17 protein-coding genes are annotated in these 18,079 nt (G+C 71.1%); 10 read left to right on the forward strand and 7 right to left on the reverse strand.

Annotated features, from left to right (window positions below):
* The first annotated feature begins 14 nt into the window (after positions 1 to 14).
* The gene (locus tag AB0C25_RS29445; RefSeq protein WP_357377337.1) at positions 15 to 1,163 is read left to right on the forward strand and encodes an acyl-CoA dehydrogenase family protein; all 1,149 of its coding nucleotides are present in this window, start codon (positions 15 to 17) and stop codon (positions 1,161 to 1,163) included.
* Between the two features lie 132 nt (positions 1,164 to 1,295).
* Complete coding sequence (locus AB0C25_RS29450; protein WP_357377338.1) at positions 1,296 to 3,938, forward strand: helix-turn-helix domain-containing protein; 2,643 nt, start codon at positions 1,296 to 1,298, stop codon at positions 3,936 to 3,938.
* 207 nt (positions 3,939 to 4,145) lie between these two features.
* Here the strand turns inward: AB0C25_RS29450 and AB0C25_RS29455 are convergent, their stop codons facing one another.
* Complete coding sequence (locus AB0C25_RS29455; RefSeq protein ID WP_357243149.1) at positions 4,146 to 4,652, reverse strand: MarR family transcriptional regulator; 507 nt, start codon at positions 4,650 to 4,652, stop codon at positions 4,146 to 4,148.
* Between the two features lie 99 nt (positions 4,653 to 4,751).
* Between AB0C25_RS29455 and AB0C25_RS29460 the strand changes: the two genes are divergently transcribed.
* Both AB0C25_RS29460 and AB0C25_RS29465 read left to right on the forward strand, forming a co-directional pair.
* Entirely contained in the window at positions 4,752 to 5,333 is a 582-nt protein-coding gene (locus AB0C25_RS29460; RefSeq protein ID WP_357377339.1) for a YceI family protein, read from the forward strand.
* A 296-nt stretch (positions 5,334 to 5,629) separates the two neighbouring features.
* Positions 5,630 to 7,108, forward strand: coding sequence for a glutamate--cysteine ligase (locus AB0C25_RS29465; RefSeq protein ID WP_357377340.1), 1,479 nt, complete (start codon positions 5,630 to 5,632; stop codon positions 7,106 to 7,108).
* 145 nt (positions 7,109 to 7,253) lie between these two features.
* Here the strand turns inward: AB0C25_RS29465 and AB0C25_RS29470 are convergent, their stop codons facing one another.
* The gene (locus tag AB0C25_RS29470) at positions 7,254 to 8,669 is read right to left on the reverse strand and encodes a hypothetical protein (RefSeq protein WP_357377341.1); all 1,416 of its coding nucleotides are present in this window, start codon (positions 8,667 to 8,669) and stop codon (positions 7,254 to 7,256) included.
* 126 nt (positions 8,670 to 8,795) lie between these two features.
* Here AB0C25_RS29470 and AB0C25_RS29475 point away from each other — a divergent pair, with 126 nt between their 5' ends.
* Both AB0C25_RS29475 and AB0C25_RS29480 read left to right on the forward strand, forming a co-directional pair.
* Positions 8,796 to 9,482, forward strand: a complete 687-nt coding sequence (locus AB0C25_RS29475) for a PASTA domain-containing protein (RefSeq protein WP_357377342.1) — start codon at positions 8,796 to 8,798, stop codon at positions 9,480 to 9,482.
* Positions 9,483 to 9,639: 157 nt separating this feature from the next.
* Complete coding sequence (locus AB0C25_RS29480) at positions 9,640 to 10,575, forward strand: PASTA domain-containing protein (RefSeq protein ID WP_357377343.1); 936 nt, start codon at positions 9,640 to 9,642, stop codon at positions 10,573 to 10,575.
* A gap of 7 nt (positions 10,576 to 10,582) precedes the next feature.
* Here the strand turns inward: AB0C25_RS29480 and AB0C25_RS29485 are convergent, their stop codons facing one another.
* A complete protein-coding gene (locus AB0C25_RS29485; protein ID WP_357377344.1) occupies positions 10,583 to 11,038 on the reverse strand; it encodes a hypothetical protein in 456 nt (151 codons plus the stop codon).
* 104 nt (positions 11,039 to 11,142) lie between these two features.
* Positions 11,143 to 11,427, reverse strand: a complete 285-nt coding sequence (locus tag AB0C25_RS29490; protein WP_357377345.1) for a hypothetical protein — start codon at positions 11,425 to 11,427, stop codon at positions 11,143 to 11,145.
* Positions 11,428 to 12,054: 627 nt separating this feature from the next.
* Here AB0C25_RS29490 and AB0C25_RS29495 point away from each other — a divergent pair.
* From AB0C25_RS29495 to AB0C25_RS29505, 3 genes are all read left to right on the forward strand, one after another.
* Complete coding sequence (locus AB0C25_RS29495) at positions 12,055 to 12,936, forward strand: helix-turn-helix transcriptional regulator (RefSeq protein WP_357243174.1); 882 nt, start codon at positions 12,055 to 12,057, stop codon at positions 12,934 to 12,936.
* Positions 12,906 to 13,127 carry a DUF397 domain-containing protein gene (locus AB0C25_RS29500; protein WP_357377346.1) on the forward strand — a complete coding sequence of 74 codons (222 nt, stop codon included), beginning with the start codon at positions 12,906 to 12,908 and terminating at the stop codon, positions 13,125 to 13,127. The genes AB0C25_RS29495 and AB0C25_RS29500 overlap by 31 nt, the downstream gene beginning before the upstream one ends.
* A 208-nt stretch (positions 13,128 to 13,335) precedes the next feature.
* Positions 13,336 to 13,737, forward strand: a complete 402-nt coding sequence (locus AB0C25_RS29505; protein ID WP_357377347.1) for a hypothetical protein — start codon at positions 13,336 to 13,338, stop codon at positions 13,735 to 13,737.
* Here the strand turns inward: AB0C25_RS29505 and AB0C25_RS29510 are convergent.
* A complete protein-coding gene (locus AB0C25_RS29510; protein WP_357377348.1) occupies positions 13,705 to 14,304 on the reverse strand; it encodes a hypothetical protein in 600 nt (199 codons plus the stop codon). The genes AB0C25_RS29505 and AB0C25_RS29510 overlap by 33 nt on opposite strands.
* Positions 14,305 to 14,519: 215 nt before the next feature.
* Here AB0C25_RS29510 and AB0C25_RS29515 point away from each other — a divergent pair, with 215 nt between their 5' ends.
* Positions 14,520 to 16,076, forward strand: a complete 1,557-nt coding sequence (locus tag AB0C25_RS29515) for a S8 family serine peptidase (RefSeq protein ID WP_357377349.1) — start codon at positions 14,520 to 14,522, stop codon at positions 16,074 to 16,076.
* A gap of 66 nt (positions 16,077 to 16,142) precedes the next feature.
* On the opposite strand, the gene AB0C25_RS29520 is transcribed toward AB0C25_RS29515, so the two are convergent.
* Both AB0C25_RS29520 and AB0C25_RS29525 read right to left on the reverse strand, forming a co-directional pair.
* Positions 16,143 to 16,949 carry a WecB/TagA/CpsF family glycosyltransferase gene (locus AB0C25_RS29520; RefSeq protein ID WP_357243186.1) on the reverse strand — a complete coding sequence of 269 codons (807 nt, stop codon included), beginning with the start codon at positions 16,947 to 16,949 and terminating at the stop codon, positions 16,143 to 16,145.
* Positions 16,946 to 18,061, reverse strand: a complete 1,116-nt coding sequence (locus AB0C25_RS29525) for an NAD-dependent epimerase/dehydratase family protein (RefSeq protein ID WP_357377350.1) — start codon at positions 18,059 to 18,061, stop codon at positions 16,946 to 16,948. The genes AB0C25_RS29520 and AB0C25_RS29525 overlap by 4 nt, the downstream gene beginning before the upstream one ends.
* Positions 18,062 to 18,079: the final 18 nt, after the last annotated feature.

An 18,079-nucleotide genomic window follows, 5' to 3' on the forward strand; every position in this document is an offset into this window, starting at 1 on the left:
TACAGGAGGATGAGATGGACTTCCGGCTCACCGACGAACAAGCGGCGCTGCGCGAGAGCGTGCGGGACTTCGCGCGCCAGGTGGTCGCCCCGGTCATCGCCGAGCACTACGAGCAGCACACGTTCCCGTACGAGGTGGTCCGGCAGATGGGCAAGATGGGCCTGTTCGGCCTGCCCTTCGGCGAGGAGCACGGCGGCATGGGCGGCGACTACTTCGCGCTCTGCCTGGCCCTGGAGGAGTTGGCCCGGATCGACTCCAGTGTCGCCATCACGCTGGAGGCTGCGGTCTCGCTGGGTGCGATGCCGATCTACCGCTTCGGCACCGCGGAGCAGAAGGCGACCTGGCTGCCCAAGCTACTCAGCGGCGAGGCGTTGGCCGGGTTCGGGCTCACCGAACCGGGCACCGGCTCGGACGCCGCCGGCACCCAGACGCGGGCCGTGCTGGACGGCGACGAGTGGGTGATCAACGGCTCGAAGGCGTTCATCACCAACTCGGGCACCGACATCACGGCCATGGTGACCGTCACCGCGGTGACCGGCACGAACCCGGACGGCTCCAAGGAGCTGTCGACGATCATCGTGCCGACCGGCACGCCCGGGTTCACCGTGGCGCCGGGCTACTCGAAGGTGGGTTGGACGGCCTCGGACACCCACGAGCTGACGTTCGACGACTGCCGGGTACCGGCCGCCAACCTGCTCGGCGAGCGGGGCCGGGGCTTCGCCCAGTTCCTGCGAATCCTCGACGAGGGCCGGATCGCCATCGCCGCGCTGGCCGTCGGCCTCGCGCAGGGCTGCGTCGACGAGTCGATCAAGTATGCGAAGGAGCGGCACGCCTTCGGTCAGCCGATCGGCGCCAACCAGGCGATCCAGTTCAAGATCGCCGACATGGAGCTGAAGGCGCACACCGCTCGCCTGGCGTACTACGACGCCGCCGCGCGGATGCTCGCCGGCGAGCCGTTCAAGCGGCAGGCCGCCATCGCCAAGCTGCACGCCAGCACGATCGCCGTGGACAACGCCCGGGAGGCCACCCAGATCCACGGCGGCTACGGCTTCATGAACGAGTACCCGGTGGCCCGCTTCTGGCGGGACTCCAAGATCCTGGAAATCGGCGAGGGCACCAGCGAGGTGCAACGAATGATCATCGCTCGCGACCTGGGTCTCTGAGGGTCCGCCGCGTAGCCCTACCGATCGGCCCGGCAAGGGTGCCCGTAGGGCTGTCGGATTATCGGCGAACGGGCGTCGGCAGCCCGACGTTCGGCTGCCGACGGTCGTAGTTCATCCGTACTCTTCGTGGCCATGACTCCGGATCATGAAGGGTCACGGAGCCCGGCTGGTCGTACCCCCCTGCCGGAGCTGCTCCGCGGGCATCGACGCGCCGCCGGCCTGACCCAGGCCGAGCTGGCCTCCCGGGCCGGGGTGGGCGTGCGGACGGTGCGCGACCTGGAGCGTGGCCGGTCGGTCCGGCCGCAACGCACCACTGTCGAGTTGCTCGCCACGGCGTTGGCGCTGACCGGCGCCAGCCGGGCGGCGTTCCTGGCCGCCGCCCGCGGGCACTCCGGTGCCGAGTCACCCCGGCCAGACGCCACCCCGACGGCGCTCGGGACCGGCGACCGGACGACGTCCCAGTCGCTCTCCACCAACCCGCCGGCCATCCTCCCGCCGCCGGTCGCGCTTGTCGGCCGGGATCGCGACCTCACCGAGCTGGCCGAGATGCTGACCGCGGAGCGCGGGCCTCGGTTGGTGAGCCTGGTCGGGTTGGCCGGGGTCGGCAAGACCGCGCTGGCAACGGCGGTGGCGCATCTGGTGGCCGTCGCCCACCCGGGCGGTGTGGCCGGAGTGCTTGTCGCTGAGGGCTCGGACGGGCCGGACGTGTTCGCCGCCGCGATGGCCGTACTGGGCGCGGCACGGCTGCCGGAGCTTGTGGCCCGGCTCGCCGGACAGCCGGCGCTGCTGGTGCTGGACGCGGTGGAGCATGCGCCGGACCCGGTGGCCACGACGCTGCACCGGCTGATCGGTGCGGTGCCGTCACTGCGGGTGCTGGTCACCGGGCGGCATCCGGTCGGACTGCCCGGCGAGAGGGTCTGGCCGGTCGCGCCGCTCGACGTGCCGCCACCGGGCGCCGGACGCGCTGGAGCGGCCACGCTCGAATCGTGGCCGGCGGTCGCGTTGTTCACCACCCGACTGGCTCAGGTGCGCCGGGAGCCGCCCACTCCGGACGAGTTGCCCGCCCTTGTCGCGCTGGTCCGCCGGCTGGGAGGGCTGCCGCTGGCCATCGAGCTGATGGCCGCCCGAGGGCGACTGCTCGACCTCACCGAGCTGCTGGACCGGTACGGCGACCGCGTGCTCGACCTCGCCACTCCCGCCGATCCGGTGGTCCACCTCGGCTCGGCGGCGGCGGTGTCGGTCACCCTGCGCGACGCGGTGGCGACCAGCTACCGATTGCTGGCACCCGACGAGCGGGCAGCGCTGCGGCAGCTCGCCGTGTTCGGCGACCGCTGGTCGGTGGAGTTGGCCGAGGAGATGCTCGGCGACAAGGCCGACCGGGACGGCACGGTGGCGATCGACCCGGTTCCACTGCTGGACCGGCTCGTCGAGCTGGGGTTGCTGGGCGTCCGCGGCACCGGGCCGTTCCGGTTCCGGCTGCTCGACGCGGTCCGCGACTACGCCATCGAGCAGGCGGCCGGCGCGGGTGAGCTGACCTGCATCCGACGTCGGCACGCCGAGGTGATCGCGCGCCTGGTGGCGCGGATCGCGGGCGACCTGATCGGTCCCCGACTGCCCGACGCGGTGCACCGGCTGGACGAGATGAGCAGTGACATCAACTCGTCGCTGGCCCACGCGACCACGGACGACCCGCTCACCGCGCTGCGGCTGGCGGCGTGCCTGACCCGCTGGTGGCGGTTCCGTGGGCGCGACGTCGCCGGGCGGCAGTGGCTGCGGCGGTTGCTGGCGGACCCTCGGACCGCCGATGCCGATCCGATCCTGCGTGGCTGGGCCGCGCTCGGGGTTGCCCAGCTCGCGGCCGAGCACGGCGCGGGCGCCGAGGAACTGTCGACGGCGCGTACGGCGTTGGACATCTTCCGACAGGCCGGCGACGTCACCGGGGAGCTGGAGGCGCGAAACATCCTCGGCACCTTGCTGATCTCCGTCGGCGGGCAGGACGAAGCTCGCCAGCAGGCCGAGACGGCGCTGCGGTTGGCCGCCCGTAATGGACGTACCCGGGATCTGGCGGTGGCCCAGAACAGTCTCGCCTGGCACGAGATCCGGGCCGGCGACCTGGCCGCCGCCCGTCGCAGGCTCGCCGCGGTGGACCGGCTCGCCGCGGAGAGTGGGGAGCAGCGCCTTCGGGTGCTGGCCTGGGCCAATCGAGCCGAGGTCGCCCGCCTGGAGGGCTGGTACGCGGACGCCGTCGACCAGGGCCGGCGGGCGCTCGCGGCGTTGTCCGAGCTGGGTGATCCGAGACGCCGTCGCCGGGTGCTCGGAAAGATCGGGTTGGCGCTCGCTCAGGACGGGCGTGCCGCGGAAGCGACAGAGGTGCTCACCGAGCTGCGCGCGGGGGCCGCCGAGGCGGTGGCGGCCGAATCGCCGCGAGCGCCGGCCCGCCGGGTCGTGGTGCCGAGGCAACGCTCGGGGGAGGCGGCGCTGTCCGCGGGCGGGCCGGAGGTGGGGCTCGGTGCGTTGATCGAAGGGAACCTGGCGCTGCACCGCGGTGACCGGGAGCTGGCCGCCGAGTGGTTCGCCGCGGCCGCCGACGCCAAAGGTCAGGAGCGCCGAGACGTGGTGGAGGCGCTTGTGGGACTGGCTGCGAGCACCGCGGACCCGGCGGTCCTGGAGCGGCTCGGACGGGTCTGTGAGGAGAGTGGCATTCGGCTGCTGCCGCAGGAGTCGGGACTGCTCTACGCGCTGACGGCCGCCCGTAGTGGGCCGGAAGCACCGTAGGTGCCCGTGCGCGGGCGGGGAGAGTGGCGCGGACGAAGAGCCCCCTTGGTGCTACCCCTCGCTGTTCGCCCGCGCCCTCACCCCCCGGTGATCCCCGGTGCAGGAAGCCTGCCACCGCCAGCAGCGCGAAAAGTCGGATTAGCTGGAATTCTTCGGCTTGGCTGGCTCAGTTCTGCCGGTCTTTCTGCCGGTGCGGAAAACCGGTGCTCAGGGCTGGGTGGCGGCGGACTCCTGCTCGGGGCTGACGTCGTCGCTGCCGGCGGTGGCGCACGGGTGCGCGGCGTCGCGTACCCGGCGCAGCCCGTCGAGCAGGGCCGTCAGCGCCTCCGGGTCGAGTTGGCCGGTGAACCACTGCTCGATCATCTGCAGATGCCCGGGTAGCGTTTCGTTCAGCCGTTGCATCCCGGCGGCGGTGACCACCGCGTACGAGCTGCGCCTGTCGTTCGGGCAGGCCCGCCGGGTGAGCAACCCGTCACGTTCCATCCGGTCCACCACACGGGTCACGCCGCTCGTCGACAACGAGGTCTGCGCGGCGAGGTCGGTCATGCGTAGTTGGTTGCCCGGCGAGCGGGCCAGTCGGGTGATGACCTCGAACTCGACCGAGGACAGGCCGTGCTCCTCCAGTTGAGCGTTGAACCGGGCTGACAGCCCGGCGTGTGCCTCGAAGAGCAGGCCGACGGCGGTGATCCGGGGATCGTCGAAGACGTTGGTCACTCGTTAATCCTAGCAGTACTTGACAGGAGGAATATTGTTGGGGTTATATTTGCTCCAGCAGTCGTTGGGCTACTAAACAATCTCCTGGAGGACAGCAGCATGACCAGCAGCATCGATGCCGTTACCCGCGAATGGGACGGCCTCACCATCCCGGCGGCTGGCACCTACGTCCTCGACGTGGCGCACAAGCGGGTGGGCTTCGTGGCCCGGCACATGATGGTGAGCAAGGTTCGCGGTGAGTTCAAGGACGCGACCGCCACCATCACCATCGCCGAGGACCCGCTGCAGACCTCGGTCGTCGCGACCATCCAGGCGGCCAGCATCGACACCACCCAGACCGACCGGGACGCACACCTGCGCAGCCCCGAGTTCCTGGACGCCGAGAAGTTCCCGACGCTCGAGTTCCGCAGCACCGGGGTCAAGTCCCGCAGTGGCAGCGAGTTCGTGCTCACCGGTGAGCTGAGCATCAAGGGCGTCACCCGGCCGGTCGAGCTGGAGGTGGAGTTCGAGGGTGTCGGCCGTAGCCCGTTCGGTCAGGACATCTTCGGTTTCTCCGCGAGCACCGAGATCGACCGCGAGGAATTCGGCCTGACCTGGAACGTCGCCCTGGAGACCGGGGGCGTGCTGGTCAGCCGCAAGATCAAGATTGAGATCGAGGGCGAGGCCGTCCGCCAGGCCTGATCGTCCCCGCAGCACCGGTACACCGGGCCCACGCCGCACGTCGGCGTGGGCCCGGTGTCGTCTCCACCTCCGACGCCGATGTCGTGGTATTTGTCACGAGCGGCTCGCGCCGCCATCGCGTCCGGTCGCTCGCGAACGGGGTACAGATGGCGCCACGAGCGCGCCCGCTCCGGTCGATGTCGGATCACCGCCATCGGCCTCTGGCTCCGGTCAGGTGGGCGCTCTTACCGTGGAGGGTTCACAATGCGCTTTCCGGGACGGACGAATCCCGACCGCGCCGGCTGTCGGGAGGACACATGGGCAGGGACGTCGCACAGGGCGCCTTCACCCGGGATGATCGCGTCCGCTACCGGCAGAAGGTACGGCGCTGCCTGGACGTCTTCGCCCTCATGCTGGACGACTTCGGGTTCGACGCCGACCGGCCGATGACCGGCCTGGAGATCGAGCTCAACCTGGTCGACTCGGCGGCCGAGCCGGCGATGCGCAACGAGGAGATCCTCGCCGACATCGCCGACCCGCTGTTCCAGACCGAGCTGGGGCAGTTCAACCTGGAACTCAACGCCGAACCCCGACTGATCGAGGGCACCGGCTTCGCCGACTACGAGCACGACCTGCGCGGCAGCCTCTCCAGGGCCGACGAACGCGCGGCCAAGTCCGACGCGAAGATCGTCCTGGTCGGCATCCTGCCCACCCTCACCGAGGGGCACCTGGTCGAGGACAATCTCTCCACAAACGAGCGCTATCGGGTGCTCAACGACCAGATCGTCGGTGCCCGAGGCGAGGACATCGAGCTGGACATCCGCGGCGTCGAGCAGCTACGGACGCACACCGACTCGATCGCCCCCGAGGCTGCCTGCACCAGCCTCCAGTTCCACCTCCAGGTCGCACCGGACAGCTTCGCCGACTACTGGAACGCCTCCCAGGCCATCGCCGGGGTCCAGGTGGCGATCGGAGCGAACAGCCCCTACCTGTACGGGCGCCAACTGTGGGCCGAAACCCGGATCGCCCTGTTCCAGCAGGCCACCGACACACGTCCCGACGAGCTCAAGGCCCAGGGCGTACGGCCCCGGGTGTGGTTCGGCGAACGGTGGATCACCTCGATCTTCGATCTCTTCGAGGAGAACGTCAGGTACTTCCCGCCGCTGCTGCCGATCTGCGAGGACGAGGACCCGGTGGAGGTGCTGCACGCCGGTGGCGTCCCGCAACTCGGGGAGTTGAGGCTGCACAACGGCACGGTCTACCGGTGGAACCGCCCGGTCTACGACATCATGAACGGCCGGCCGCACCTACGGGTGGAGAACCGGGTGTTGCCGGCCGGCCCGTCGGTGGTGGACATGCTCGCCAACGCGGCCTTCTACTTCGGGCTGGCGCGGGGTCTGGCCGAGGCGGACCGCCCGATCTGGAGCCAACTCACCTTCAGCTCCGCCGAGGAGAACTTCCAAGCCGCCGCCCGACGTGGCCTCGACGCCGTGCTGCACTGGCCCGGGCTCGGCGACGTACCGGTCACCAAGTTGGTGCTGGAGCAGTTGCTGCCCACCGCCGCGGCCGGCCTGGACGGCTTCGGCGTCTCCCCGGCGCAGCGGGACCGGCTGCTCGGCATCATCGAGCAACGCTGCCGCACCGGCCGCAACGGTGCCGTCTGGCAGACCGAGGCGGTGTGGGCGGCGGAGCGGCGGCACGGCATGGACCGGGCGGCCGCGCTGCACCACATGGTCCAGCGCTACGCGGAACTCCAGCGCGCCAACGAACCCGTCCACACCTGGCCGGTCCCCTAACCCCCCACCGCCGCCCCCACCACCCCAGAGCCCCATCGATCATGAGGTTATTGGCGCGACACGCCGTGCCGGACGGCAACAACCTCATGGTCAACGCGGCGGCGAGGGGTGGGAGGCCGGGCGCGGGCGAGCGGGGGTGGGTGGGTTAGTCGGAGGTGGGGCGGGTGGAGCGGCGAGTTGCGCGGGTGCGGCGGGCGCTTGGTGTTGGATCCTCTGCCGGGGCGGAGACGGATGGTTCGGTGCGCGGCGCGGGCACCCTCGGCGCGGGCACCCTCGGCGTGGCATCCGCACCTGGCGCTGCATCCGCACCCGGTGCGGCGGCGTCGGTCCTGCCACGTCGGCCCGCCGTGGCGATGGACGAGCGGGAAGTCGACAGCTCGGAGTCGGGTTCGGCGTTCGGAGCCGGATCGGTCCGAGGGGTCGGCCCGTCGACGGTGATCTGCGTCGAGTCGGCCTGAACTGCCGGGTGCGGCTCGGGTTCCGGGGCTGCGGCTGAGGTGCTCCGGTGGGCCGCGCGACTCCGCTCGGCGCGATCGGCGAGGACAGCGGCGAGTACGGAGCCGCCGATCCCGGCGATCACCGCGTACGGGGCGATCAGTTGGGTGGAGAGCTGCGCGGGACCCAGCGTCGACCAGTGCGGCAGGGTGGTCAGGTAGGCGAGCGCGACGAGCACCGGACCAGCGGCCCCGGAGGCTGCGGCCCCGACGCGGTGCCCGGCCGACCGGGCCGTCCGCCGAGCGGCCAGCACGCCGATCAGCAGCGCCGGCACGAGAGCCAACAGCGCGCCGGGCCAGTAGAGCTGGTCGGAGATCCAGTACCGCGGGTGGTCTGGATCCAGCTGCCAGGTGCCGAGTTGGGCTCCGGTCAGCCCTCGTCCGACGCGTACCCCGTCGATCACCGAGACCACCGCGAGCAGCCAGAGCCAGGCGGCCGTCGCGGTCACGTTGATCGCGGCGGCCCGGGAGCGAAGCGCCCAGCCGGCGACGACCACGCCGATCAGGATGCCCAGCATCGCCTGCACGGCGGCGGTCCGTTGCGGTGCCCCGGTGTCGGCGCCGGTGGCGACCCGCGCGGGAACGGCGATCAGCAGCACGGTGACCAGCCCGCCGATCCCGGCGCCGAGCGCCAGGACCACCCGCCGCAGCAGGCCGGCCCGGTCGGCGGGCGGCACCTCGGCCACCTGCGGCGATCGGGTGCCCGTCGACTCCGGGTCGGGCCGGTCGGCGGCAGGTGCATCCACGGCGGTCGCCGGATCGGAATCCTCGGCCGCTGCCGGGCCGGTCACCGGCGGCGTGGCTGTCACCGGCGGCGTGGCTGTCACCGGTGCGCCGCCTCGCTGGTGGAGCCGCTGCGCGCAGACCGCACCGAGGACCGTCGAGCTGGCGGCGAGCCATGTGGCCCAGGCGAGGCCGTCGGCCCAGGCCGTGTCGCTGGCGCCGGCATCGCTTGGCGTCCAGGTGATGACGCCGAGACCGTAGCCGAAGCCCAGTTGCGCGGCACCCGCGCCGGCAGCGACCCCGATCGCGGTCGCGATCGACACTCCCCAGCCCTGTCTGGCCATGCCGGGCAGCGTAACGTCCCGTCGTCGGCGCGGCGAGTCGCAACGACCCGCCGGTGTGGACCGACCGTCGGTGCGGCGGATTGGGCGGCGGGCGGTACGGTCGCCGGTGATGAGGCGGTGGACGGTATGACGGACACGAGCACGAACCCGCAGGATGCCGCAGGCGGCGGTGCGAGCCGGGCCAGTATGTGGCTGGGTGGTGGGTTGGCCGTTGTGCTGCTCGCCGCGATCGGCGCGACCGGCGGTTGGCTACTTGCCGGCGACGGCGAGGAATCCCCGGGGGACCCGCTGGCCGTCGCGACCACGACCAACCCGCCGAGCAGCCGGGCCACCTCGGCTCGGCCGAGCACCGGTCGGGCCACGCCGTCGGCTGTCCGGACCTCCGCCGCCGCGACCAAGGGCACCGGCCTGACCGTGCCACCGGTGATCGGCGTCGAGTTCGAGCAGGCCCGGGACATGCTGCGCGACCATCGGCTGGGCTGGCGGCTGGTCTTCGGCGGCGGAGCCGGTGGCACTGTCGAGAGCGCCGTACCCGCCGTGGGCACCGAGGTTGCCCGGGGCACGACCGTGCAACTTCAGGTGACGGGGCCAGCGCCAGCGGCCGAGGTGCCGGACGTGGTCGGCAAGGACTGCGCCAAGGCCGTCGACGAGCTGATCGACGAGGGTCTCTACCCGCGTTACATCAGCGGTCGCAATGGAAAGGTCGCCCGGCAGGAGCCGGTCGAGGACGGCTCGGCCCGGTGGAACGACGAGGTCAGCATCTGGTGCGGGGCGGGCGCCCCCGAACAACCGCCGGCGAAACCCACTCCCTGAGCTGGACCCCGTGCGCCGATCGTCGACCAGCCGGAGGCGGAGCGACGTGCCCGCGAACGGCGTGGCACGGCACGCTGATCCCCACCGATGGCAGGTTGGGCGACTAGGTTGACGGTCGCGGGCCATGCCGCCCGTCCGGTTCGGGAAAGGACGTGCGATGAGCGACGACCGCCAGGAGCCTCCCGCCGGCGAGTACGAGGACGACCGGACCCGCCCACTGCCACCGCCCGCCGATCGGGCGGAGCCACCGCAACCGACCCGGCCGACCGGCGAGCCGGACGAGACGACGCCTATCGACCGGACGGTCCCGGCTCGTCCCACCGGGTCGCCAGACCAGACGATGCCGATCGACCGTGCCGCCGCCACCGCGCCGCCCAGCCCGGGTACGCCGGCCAGTCCGACCACGCCGGCCAGTCCGACCATGCCGATCCCGCCGGCTACTTCCGGTATACCGGACGGACCGGGCGTGCCGGACGATCAGACGACGCGGCTGCCTGCGGAGCGGTCGACCGCGCCGTCGTGGGCCGGGCGGGCCGAGGTCCGGCCGCCCCGGCCGGATGAGGCCGCCGGGGAGTGGTACGTCGAGGAGCAGGGCGGCCGGCGGTGGTGGCTGCCGATCCTGTGGGGTGTTCTCGCGCTGCTGCTCGCCGGCCTGCTCGGCGGTGCGCTCTGGTTGGTGCTCGCCAAGCAGAATGACGACCGGGACGACCCAGACCCCACCCCGTCGGCCAGTGCCACAAGTGCCGCGCCGACCAGCGCATCCCCCACCTCGGCCGCGCCAACGAGCGAGGCACCGAGCAGCCCGCCAGCCACCAGCGCGCCGGTGCAGGTGCCGGTGCCGCCGCTCGCCGGCCTGCCGCAGGCGACCGCCGAGGGGTTACTGGGCCGGCTCGGCCTTGCCTACCAGGTGGTGTACCGGTCCTCGGAGCTGCCGCCTGGGACTGTGGTGGGCACCGAGCCGGGAACGGGTACGCCGGTGTCGACCGACGACGAGGTGCTGTTGATCATCTCCCAGGCCCGGCCCTCGACCGGGGTGACTCCGACCGTGCCGAGCCCGACTGCGCCGAGCCCGACGGTGACGAGCACGCCCTGACCGATGGTCACCACATTCGCCGGCGGGTGCCGACCAGGCCGAGGCCGGCCAGTGCGATGGCGAGGCCGAAGATCCCGGACCAGAACAGGGAGCGGCGGGTGTCCGCCGCGATGCGCCCGGCCGGAGCCGCTTCGTTGACCTGCGGACGGTCGTCGGACTGGCTGCCGGCCCCACGGCCGGCCACCGACCCGGTCGAACCGGTGACGCCGGCATGGCTGCCCGGGGCATCCGCGCCGGTCCGGCCGGAGTCCCCGGCTGCCGGTGGACCGTCTTCCGTCGGTGGGTGGTCGTCGACCACGGTGATCTCCGGTGCGGGCACCGGTGCGGTCAGCCGGGTGGACGACAACGCCGGGTCGCGGACCAGGACCAGGGCTGTGACCATCGCCCCGAGGAGGACGAGCAGTCCACATGCATAGGCGATACGGGAGCGGTGGTGCCGCCGCAGGGCGGGCTGATTGACCATGACCATCCCAGGGTCAGGGTCCTGGACGCGCGGGTGGAACGGTGCCGGGGTGGGCGTACCAATTCTATGGCGACGGCACGCCCACCGTCGGTGGATCGGGTCGGTCAGCCGACCCGGAGCGGGGTACGGGTGACCGGTCGCCGGGCCCGTACGGTGTGCGGGCGGGGCTCGGGGGCGGCCTGTAGTTGCTCCAGCCCGTTGCGCTGGACGAAGATCGATCGTCGGTTGACCGCGTCGCCCGCGGCGTTCAGCTCATAGCCGTCGAGCCAGAGCCAACCGTCGTAGGTGGGCCAGTCCAGCACCCGGATCACCCGGAACTTGATGGGCTTGAGGAACTGGACACTCGCCGCGCGAGTCACGAGCAGTACGTCACCGGTGCGGGGAAGCACATGGGCTCCTGGGGAGGATGGCCGGCAACTGTGCCGGCGGTGCCTGGTCGGGGGACGTCTCGGCCGGTGACGGGGTCGTGCCTCGTGAACCGGTGGTGCGGATGGTGGTGGCCGGGCCGTACCTCGCTGGTGGCGTGCCGCCACCCGACCATCACCCGGATGCTTCCGGGAACCGCGCCCGCCGCCGCAGCTTGCCGGCTTGCAGCGGCGGGGTCATTACCCCGGAGCACGTCTCGGTTGTGCCGGCCGGGTCCGCGCCGCGTCGGGCTTCCCCGCCTCGGTGGGTTCACCACTGCGAGGGAGCGGATCGAGACGCTGAGTAACCCGTGCCATACGGACAGAGTGCATCAGGGACGTGCTGCATGCAAGTTGCACGTCGACTTTTGCCGATACGTGAGCGAGTCCCGCGAAAGGCCTATTGAAGCCTTCCGCGTACGGGCGGCACACTGGGAGCCGGTTTCGCCCGTCGCGGCCGGCCGAGGACCGGCACCACCCCCTTCGTCGCGAACGTTCGCCGGACGAAGGTCGCGCCCCCCGGCGGGTGTCAGCCAGTGGCGCGTCGACCGGAGGTAGCCCGAGTGGGGCCGAGCAGCCAGCCGCGGGGATCAGCGACTCACGGGTTGCGCGATGAGTGAGCGGCGCAGTCCCACCATCAGAAGGCGCCGGCTCGGTGCCGAGCTGCGGCGCCAGCGGGAGTCCGCCGGGATCACCATCGAGATGGTTGCCGAGCAGTTGGAGTGCTCGGCGTCGAAGGTCTCCCGGATCGAGACCGGGCACACCACCGCCACCCCTCGCGACGTCCGGGACATGCTGCGGATCTACGGGGTGGTCGGTGCCGAGAGCGACGAGCTGGTGCAGATCGCCCGGGAGGCCCGACAAAAAGGTTGGTGGCATCCGTACAGCACGGTGCTCGTCGGCGCGTACGTCGGGCTGGAGGCGGCGGCGAGTTCGATCCGGGCGTACGAACAGCAGGTCGTACCGGGTCTTCTGGAGACCGAGGAGTACGCCGGAGCGATGATCCGCGCGGCTCGGCCAGACTTCACCGCCGATCAGGTGCACCAGAGGGTGCGTGTCCGTCTGGGCCGTCAGTCGTTATTGACCCAGGACGATCCGGTCGATCTGTGGGTGGTACTCGATGAGGCGGTGGTACGTCGGCCGGTAGGCGGGGACGAGGTGATGCGTGGCCAACTCAAGCGGTTGGTCGAGGTGGCCGAGTTGCCGAACGTGACGTTGCAGATCCTCCCCTTCGAGGTGGGCGCGCATGCCGGCATGGACGGCACCTTCACGATCCTCAGCTTCCCTGAGCCCGGTGATCCTGATGTTGTGTACGCGGAGAACGCCACGGGTGGGCTTTTCCTCGAGAAGAGCGACGAACTGCAGAAGTACAGCTTCATCTTCGATCACATCCGCGCTGCGGCCATACGTCCAGAGGAGTCCGTCGCACACATCGCAAAACTGGCAGAGGAGCCGTTGTGGAAATGGCGACCAAAAGGTTCCCCGTGGACCTGACGCAGGCAGCATGGTTCAAGAGCTCGAAGAGCGGGCCGAACTGTGACAACTGCGTGGAGGTGGCGTACGTGACGGGGGCGGTCGGAGTGCGGGACTCGAAGGACAAGACAGGCCCGGCCCTGGTTTTCGCACCGAGTGACTGGCACGCCTTCGTCGGCGGCACCCGAGGCGGTGCGTTCGGCGCGGTCTGACCGAGTGGTCAACTGAGGCCCTCGTCCGGATTCGGATCCGGACGAGGGCCTTGCCGTGTCCGGGGAGGGCCGGGCGGGTGGGGGCGGTCGGCGAGGTTCCGCCGGGATTCCCGTCGCCACAGGCCGCCCGTCTCGTTGAACTGGTCGGTACGGCGCAGGTCGACGACCCGTCGCACCGACCGGCAACCGAGCGAGGTAGGCGAGACGGATGACGACGATCGGGTCAGACAATCTCACCAGCGGTCCGGGTAAACCGGAGCGGTTCGGTGGCAAGTACCGCGGAGCGCGTCGGGACAGCGTACTGACCGAGGTGGTGTCGACCGACCAGGAGATGAGTGGGCGGGACCCGTCGGCCTCCGAGTCGGCGGACATGCCGCTCTCGCTGCCCTCGCTGGACACGAACCCACTCGTCGAGCCGTCGTTTCCGCCCACCGGCTGGCCGATGGAGCCCCGCGGGTCGCTGGCCGACCATCCGCTGCTTCGCGGCCTGCTGATGGAGTTGCCGCCGAAGGGCAGCCTGCCGCCGTCGGAGTGGCTGGACCGCTGGTTCGAGGCGACCAGGGCGATCCTGGAGTTGCTATACGTGCAGGGGGCCGGCCGTCCGCGCTGATCGCGGAACGGCGGGCTGTGCCCGCTCGGCGAACCGGCTGTGCCGCAGCGCGTGCCGGACTCCGATGGCGATCACCGCGAGCGCGCCCACGGTGATCGCCGGCCCGGTGACCCCCGGGTTGGCGCCGAGGTCGGTGCCGACCGCCTCGATCACCGCCGGCACCGTGGCCAGGGCGGTCACCTGTAGTGGCAGGCCGACGAGTGGGTGGGCCGCGGCGGCGCGCAGCCCGTGGGGTGCGGGCGTGCCGGGGGCGTTGGCGAACGCGCCCGCTCCGGCCCGCAGCCGGCGGATCCGCCGTAGGGAGCAGACCGTCGCCACCAGCGCCGGACCGGCGGCCAGGGTGAGCCCGGCGGCGGCCCGGTCGACGGGCGCGGTGCCGGCACTGAGCAGACCGCCACCGACCACGGCCGCGGTGAGCGCCACGCCGATGAGAGACAGCACCAGCAACCATCCGGTACGCCGGCGCAGCATGCGGGTGTTACGTAGCCGGGGAAGCCCGTCGGCGACAACGCCGGCGGCCAGCCAGACGGCGGCGATCGGAAGCAGGATGGTGAGGTGACTCTCCATGTTCGAGAGTCTTTCCCGAATCGCGGTCGGGCGAATCCGGGCCGGTCCCCCGTTCGCCCCGGACGGCCGGCCCGTAGGGGTCATCCCACGGAGATATGGACGTTCCGGCATGTCCAACAGGCCGTTCACTGACTTACCCTCAGCTAGATCGGCAAGCGTCGATTGATGTTGGGACCGGTGGTCACGTTCCGCCGCCGGTCAGAGGGAGGTAGGAAATGGGTCTTCCACGAAGGTCCGTACTGGTCGGGGTGGCCACGGCGACGGTGCTGGCCGTCGGCACGCCAGCCCTGGCCGCCGAACCTGCCGGTGTGGTCAGGGCGGCCGGCGGGCCCACCGCCGTGCCGGACAGCTACATCGTCGTTCTCAAGGACAGCGCCGTGGCCCGCGACCGGGTCGGCGACACCGCGAAGCGGCTCTCCGGCCGCCACGGCGGCACGGTGGCCCGCACCTACGGCGCGGCGCTGCGCGGTTTCGAGGTCACGGTGAGCGCGAGCGCGGCGGCGCGGATCGCGGCAGACCCGGCGGTGGCGTACGTCGAGCAGAACCACACCGTGTCCATCTCCGGCACGCAGGCCAACCCGCCCTCCTGGGGCCTGGACCGGATCGACCAGCGCAACCTGCCGCTGGACAGCTCCTACACCTACCCCAACACGGCGAGCAACGTGCACGCCTACATCATCGACACCGGCATCCGGTTCTCCCACAACGACTTCGGCGGCCGGGCCACCTCCGGCTACGACGCGGTCGACGGCGGGGCGGCCGACGACTGCAACGGGCACGGCACGCATGTCGCCGGCACCGTCGGCGGGTCCGCGTACGGGGTGGCCAAGGCCGTCCAACTCGTCGGCGTGCGGGTGCTCAACTGCTCCGGCAGCGGCACCAACGCCGGTGTGATCGCTGGCGTCGACTGGGTCACCGCGAACGCGATCAAGCCGGCGGTGGCGAACATGAGCCTCGGCGGCGGCGCGAACACCTCACTCGACAACGCGGTCCGCAACTCGATCGCCTCGGGCGTCACGTACGGCCTGGCGGCCGGCAACGACAACGGCGCGAACGCGTGCAACACCTCGCCGGCACGTACCACCGAGGCCATCACGGTGGGCTCGACGACCAGCTCGGATGCCCGCTCGTCGTTCTCCAACGTCGGCACCTGCCTGGACATCTTCGCGCCCGGCTCGTCCATCACCTCGGCCTGGTACAACAGCAACACCGCGACCAACACGATCAGCGGCACCTCGATGGCCACGCCGCACGTGGTCGGGGCGGCGGCCCTGGTGGCCAGCGCCAACCCGAGCTGGACGCCCGCGCAGGTCCGCAACCAACTGGTGGCCAACGCGACACCCAACGTGGTGAGCAACCCCGGTTCGGGCTCGCCGAACCTGCTGCTCTACGTGGGCACCGGCAGCACCCCGCCGCCGCCCACCGGCTGCACCGGCACCAACGGCTCCGACGTGTCGATCCCGGACGCCGGCTCGGCGGTGACCAGCTCCATCACCATCTCCGGCTGTGGACGCAACGCCTCGTCGGCCTCCACCGTCGCGGTGAACATCGTCCACACCTACCGGGGTGACCTGGTCATCGACCTGCTCGCGCCGGACGGCAGCGCGTACCGGCTGAAGAACAGCAGCACCTCGGACAGCGCCGACAACGTGAACGCCACGTACACGGTGAACGTCTCCGGTGAGGCCGCCGACGGCATCTGGCGGCTGCAGGTGCGGGACACCTACTCGGCCGACACCGGCTACATCAACACCTGGACCCTGACCGTCTGACGGTCTCTCCCACGGCCGAGGCCCCATCCGGTGGACCGGGTGGGGCCTCGTGCCGTACGGATTTGATCAGACCGAGAAGGTCGCCGGCCGCTCGCTGGCCGGCGCCGGCGGGCGTGCCTTCCACAGGCCGAGCTTCTGGGCGGCGAGCCGGCTCAGGTAGGCCGGGTTGAGGATGACGTAGCGCCGCCAGAGCCGCTTCGGCTCCAGACCGAGACGCCAGAACCACTCCAGACCGGCACGCTGCATCCAGCGCGGGGGCTGACGGAGCAACCCGGCGTGGTAGTCGAAGGCCGCGCCGACCGCCATCAACGGCATGTCCAGCAGCGGTCGCATGGCGTACGCGAAGACCTCCTGGCGCGGGCAGCCCAGCCCGACCAGGACCAGCCGGGCACCGCTGGATCGGATGCGGTCGGCGATCTCGGCGTCCTCACCCGGCTGGGCGGCCCGGAACTTGGACGGCTCCACCCCGGCGATCTTCAGGGCCGGGAACATCCGCTCCAGCGCCGGAATCAACCGGGAGAGGGTCTCCTCGGTCGACCCGTACAGGTAGATCGGCAGCCCCTCGTCGGCGAAGCGCGACAGCACGTGCAGGGTCAACGTCGGCCCGTAGACCCGGTCGGAGAGCCCGGCGTGGTGCAGCAGGTTGAGCGCCCACCGCACCGGCTGCCCGTCCGGGGTGACCACGTCGAAGGAGTTGAGCCGCGCGTTGTGCGCCGGATCGAGCACCCCGGTCATCACGCCGTGCACGGCCAACGCGGTGAGCGCGAGCGGACGCCGCTCGTGTGCCGCGGTCACCACCGCGTCGGTCGCCGTCGCGTAGTCGGTGGCGTCGACCAGGACGCCGAGTACGTTGCGCTTGGTCCGCGCGGTCATGCCTTGAATACCCACTTACCCACGTTGGCCTCGTAGATCTCCCGCAGGATCATCGGCACGTCGTAAGTGATCTTCCAGTCCGGGTACTGCTCCTCGAACCGGGCCATGCTGCTGACATACCACTGGTGGTCGCCGGTGCGGGCCTGCTCGACGTAGTTGATCCGCGCCTCGCGGCCGGTGATCTCCTCCGCGATGCGGAACGCCTCGATGTGGGAGGTGTTGGAGTGCCGGCCGCCGCCGAGGTTGTAGACCTCCGCGGAGCGCGGGGCCCGGAAGAACGCCTCGAACGCGGTCAGTACGTCCCGGGAGTGGATCGCGTCCCGGACCATCTTGCCCTTGTAACCGAACAGGTTGTATGTCCGGCCCTCCATCACGCAGCGCATCAGGTACGCCAGGAACCCGTGCAGCTCGGCCGCCGAGTGCGCCGGCCCGGTGAGCGTGCCACCCCGGAAGCAGGCGGTCTTCATGTCGAAGTAGCGCCCGTACTCCTGAACCATCACGTCCGCCGCGACCTTCGAGGCGCCGAAGACCGAGTGTAGCGAGTGGTCGATCGACATCTCTTCGGTGATGCCCTGGTACCAGCGGTGGTCCTCGGGCAGCTCGTACCGTGTTTCCAGCTCGACGAGCGGCAGGGTGTTGGGCCGGTCGCCGTAGACCTTGTTCGTCGAGCAGTGGATGAACGGCGCGTCGATGGCGTGCCGGCGGGTGTTCTCCAGGATGTTGAGCGTGCCGCCGGCGTTCACGTCGAAGTCCGTGTACGGCTCCTTGGCCGCCCAGTCGTGGCTCGGCTGAGCCGCGCTGTGGATCACCACGGCGATGTCCGAGCCGTACTTCTTGAACACCTGCTCCAGGCCGTCCCGGTCCCGGATGTCCACCGCGAAATGGGTGTACGCGTCGCCCAGGTCACGGGCGAGCCGCTCCAGGCTCCAGGATGTGGAGCCGTCCTCGCCGAAGAAATACCGGCGCATGTCGTTGTCGATGCCGACGACGTCCAGACCGAGGCCGGCGAAGTGCCGGACCGCCTCGGAGCCGATCAGGCCACCCGACCCTGTCACCAACGCGACACTCACACGCCACTCCTGGTCCATCGGAGACAGAATCCATCGCAGCATAGCCTGGCGTCCGACGCG

The sequence above is a fragment of the Micromonospora sp. NPDC048839 genome, from assembly GCF_040649915.1.
Classification (GTDB): domain Bacteria; phylum Actinomycetota; class Actinomycetes; order Mycobacteriales; family Micromonosporaceae; genus Micromonospora.

Excerpts from the sequence above, each read along its gene's own strand:
- AB0C25_RS29505 (WP_357377347.1), top strand. The coding sequence starts at position 13,336 with ATGACGACGATCGGGTCAGACAATCTCACCAGCGGTCCGGGTAAACCG.
- AB0C25_RS29475 (WP_357377342.1), top strand. The coding sequence starts at position 8,796 with ATGACGGACACGAGCACGAACCCGCAGGATGCCGCAGGCGGCGGTGCG.
- AB0C25_RS29515 (WP_357377349.1), top strand. The coding sequence starts at position 14,520 with ATGGGTCTTCCACGAAGGTCCGTACTGGTCGGGGTGGCCACGGCGACG.
- AB0C25_RS29520 (WP_357243186.1), bottom strand. The coding sequence starts at position 16,949 with ATGACCGCGCGGACCAAGCGCAACGTACTCGGCGTCCTGGTCGACGCC.
- AB0C25_RS29485 (WP_357377344.1), bottom strand. The coding sequence starts at position 11,038 with ATGGTCAATCAGCCCGCCCTGCGGCGGCACCACCGCTCCCGTATCGCC.
- AB0C25_RS29450 (WP_357377338.1), top strand. The coding sequence starts at position 1,296 with ATGACTCCGGATCATGAAGGGTCACGGAGCCCGGCTGGTCGTACCCCC.
- AB0C25_RS29525 (WP_357377350.1), bottom strand. The coding sequence starts at position 18,061 with ATGCTGCGATGGATTCTGTCTCCGATGGACCAGGAGTGGCGTGTGAGT.
- AB0C25_RS29470 (WP_357377341.1), bottom strand. The coding sequence starts at position 8,669 with ATGGCCAGACAGGGCTGGGGAGTGTCGATCGCGACCGCGATCGGGGTC.
- AB0C25_RS29495 (WP_357243174.1), top strand. The coding sequence starts at position 12,055 with ATGAGTGAGCGGCGCAGTCCCACCATCAGAAGGCGCCGGCTCGGTGCC.
- AB0C25_RS29500 (WP_357377346.1), top strand. The coding sequence starts at position 12,906 with ATGGCGACCAAAAGGTTCCCCGTGGACCTGACGCAGGCAGCATGGTTC.
- AB0C25_RS29460 (WP_357377339.1), top strand. The coding sequence starts at position 4,752 with ATGACCAGCAGCATCGATGCCGTTACCCGCGAATGGGACGGCCTCACC.
- AB0C25_RS29465 (WP_357377340.1), top strand. The coding sequence starts at position 5,630 with ATGGGCAGGGACGTCGCACAGGGCGCCTTCACCCGGGATGATCGCGTC.
- AB0C25_RS29445 (WP_357377337.1), top strand. The coding sequence starts at position 15 with ATGGACTTCCGGCTCACCGACGAACAAGCGGCGCTGCGCGAGAGCGTG.
- AB0C25_RS29510 (WP_357377348.1), bottom strand. The coding sequence starts at position 14,304 with ATGGAGAGTCACCTCACCATCCTGCTTCCGATCGCCGCCGTCTGGCTG.
- AB0C25_RS29480 (WP_357377343.1), top strand. The coding sequence starts at position 9,640 with ATGAGCGACGACCGCCAGGAGCCTCCCGCCGGCGAGTACGAGGACGAC.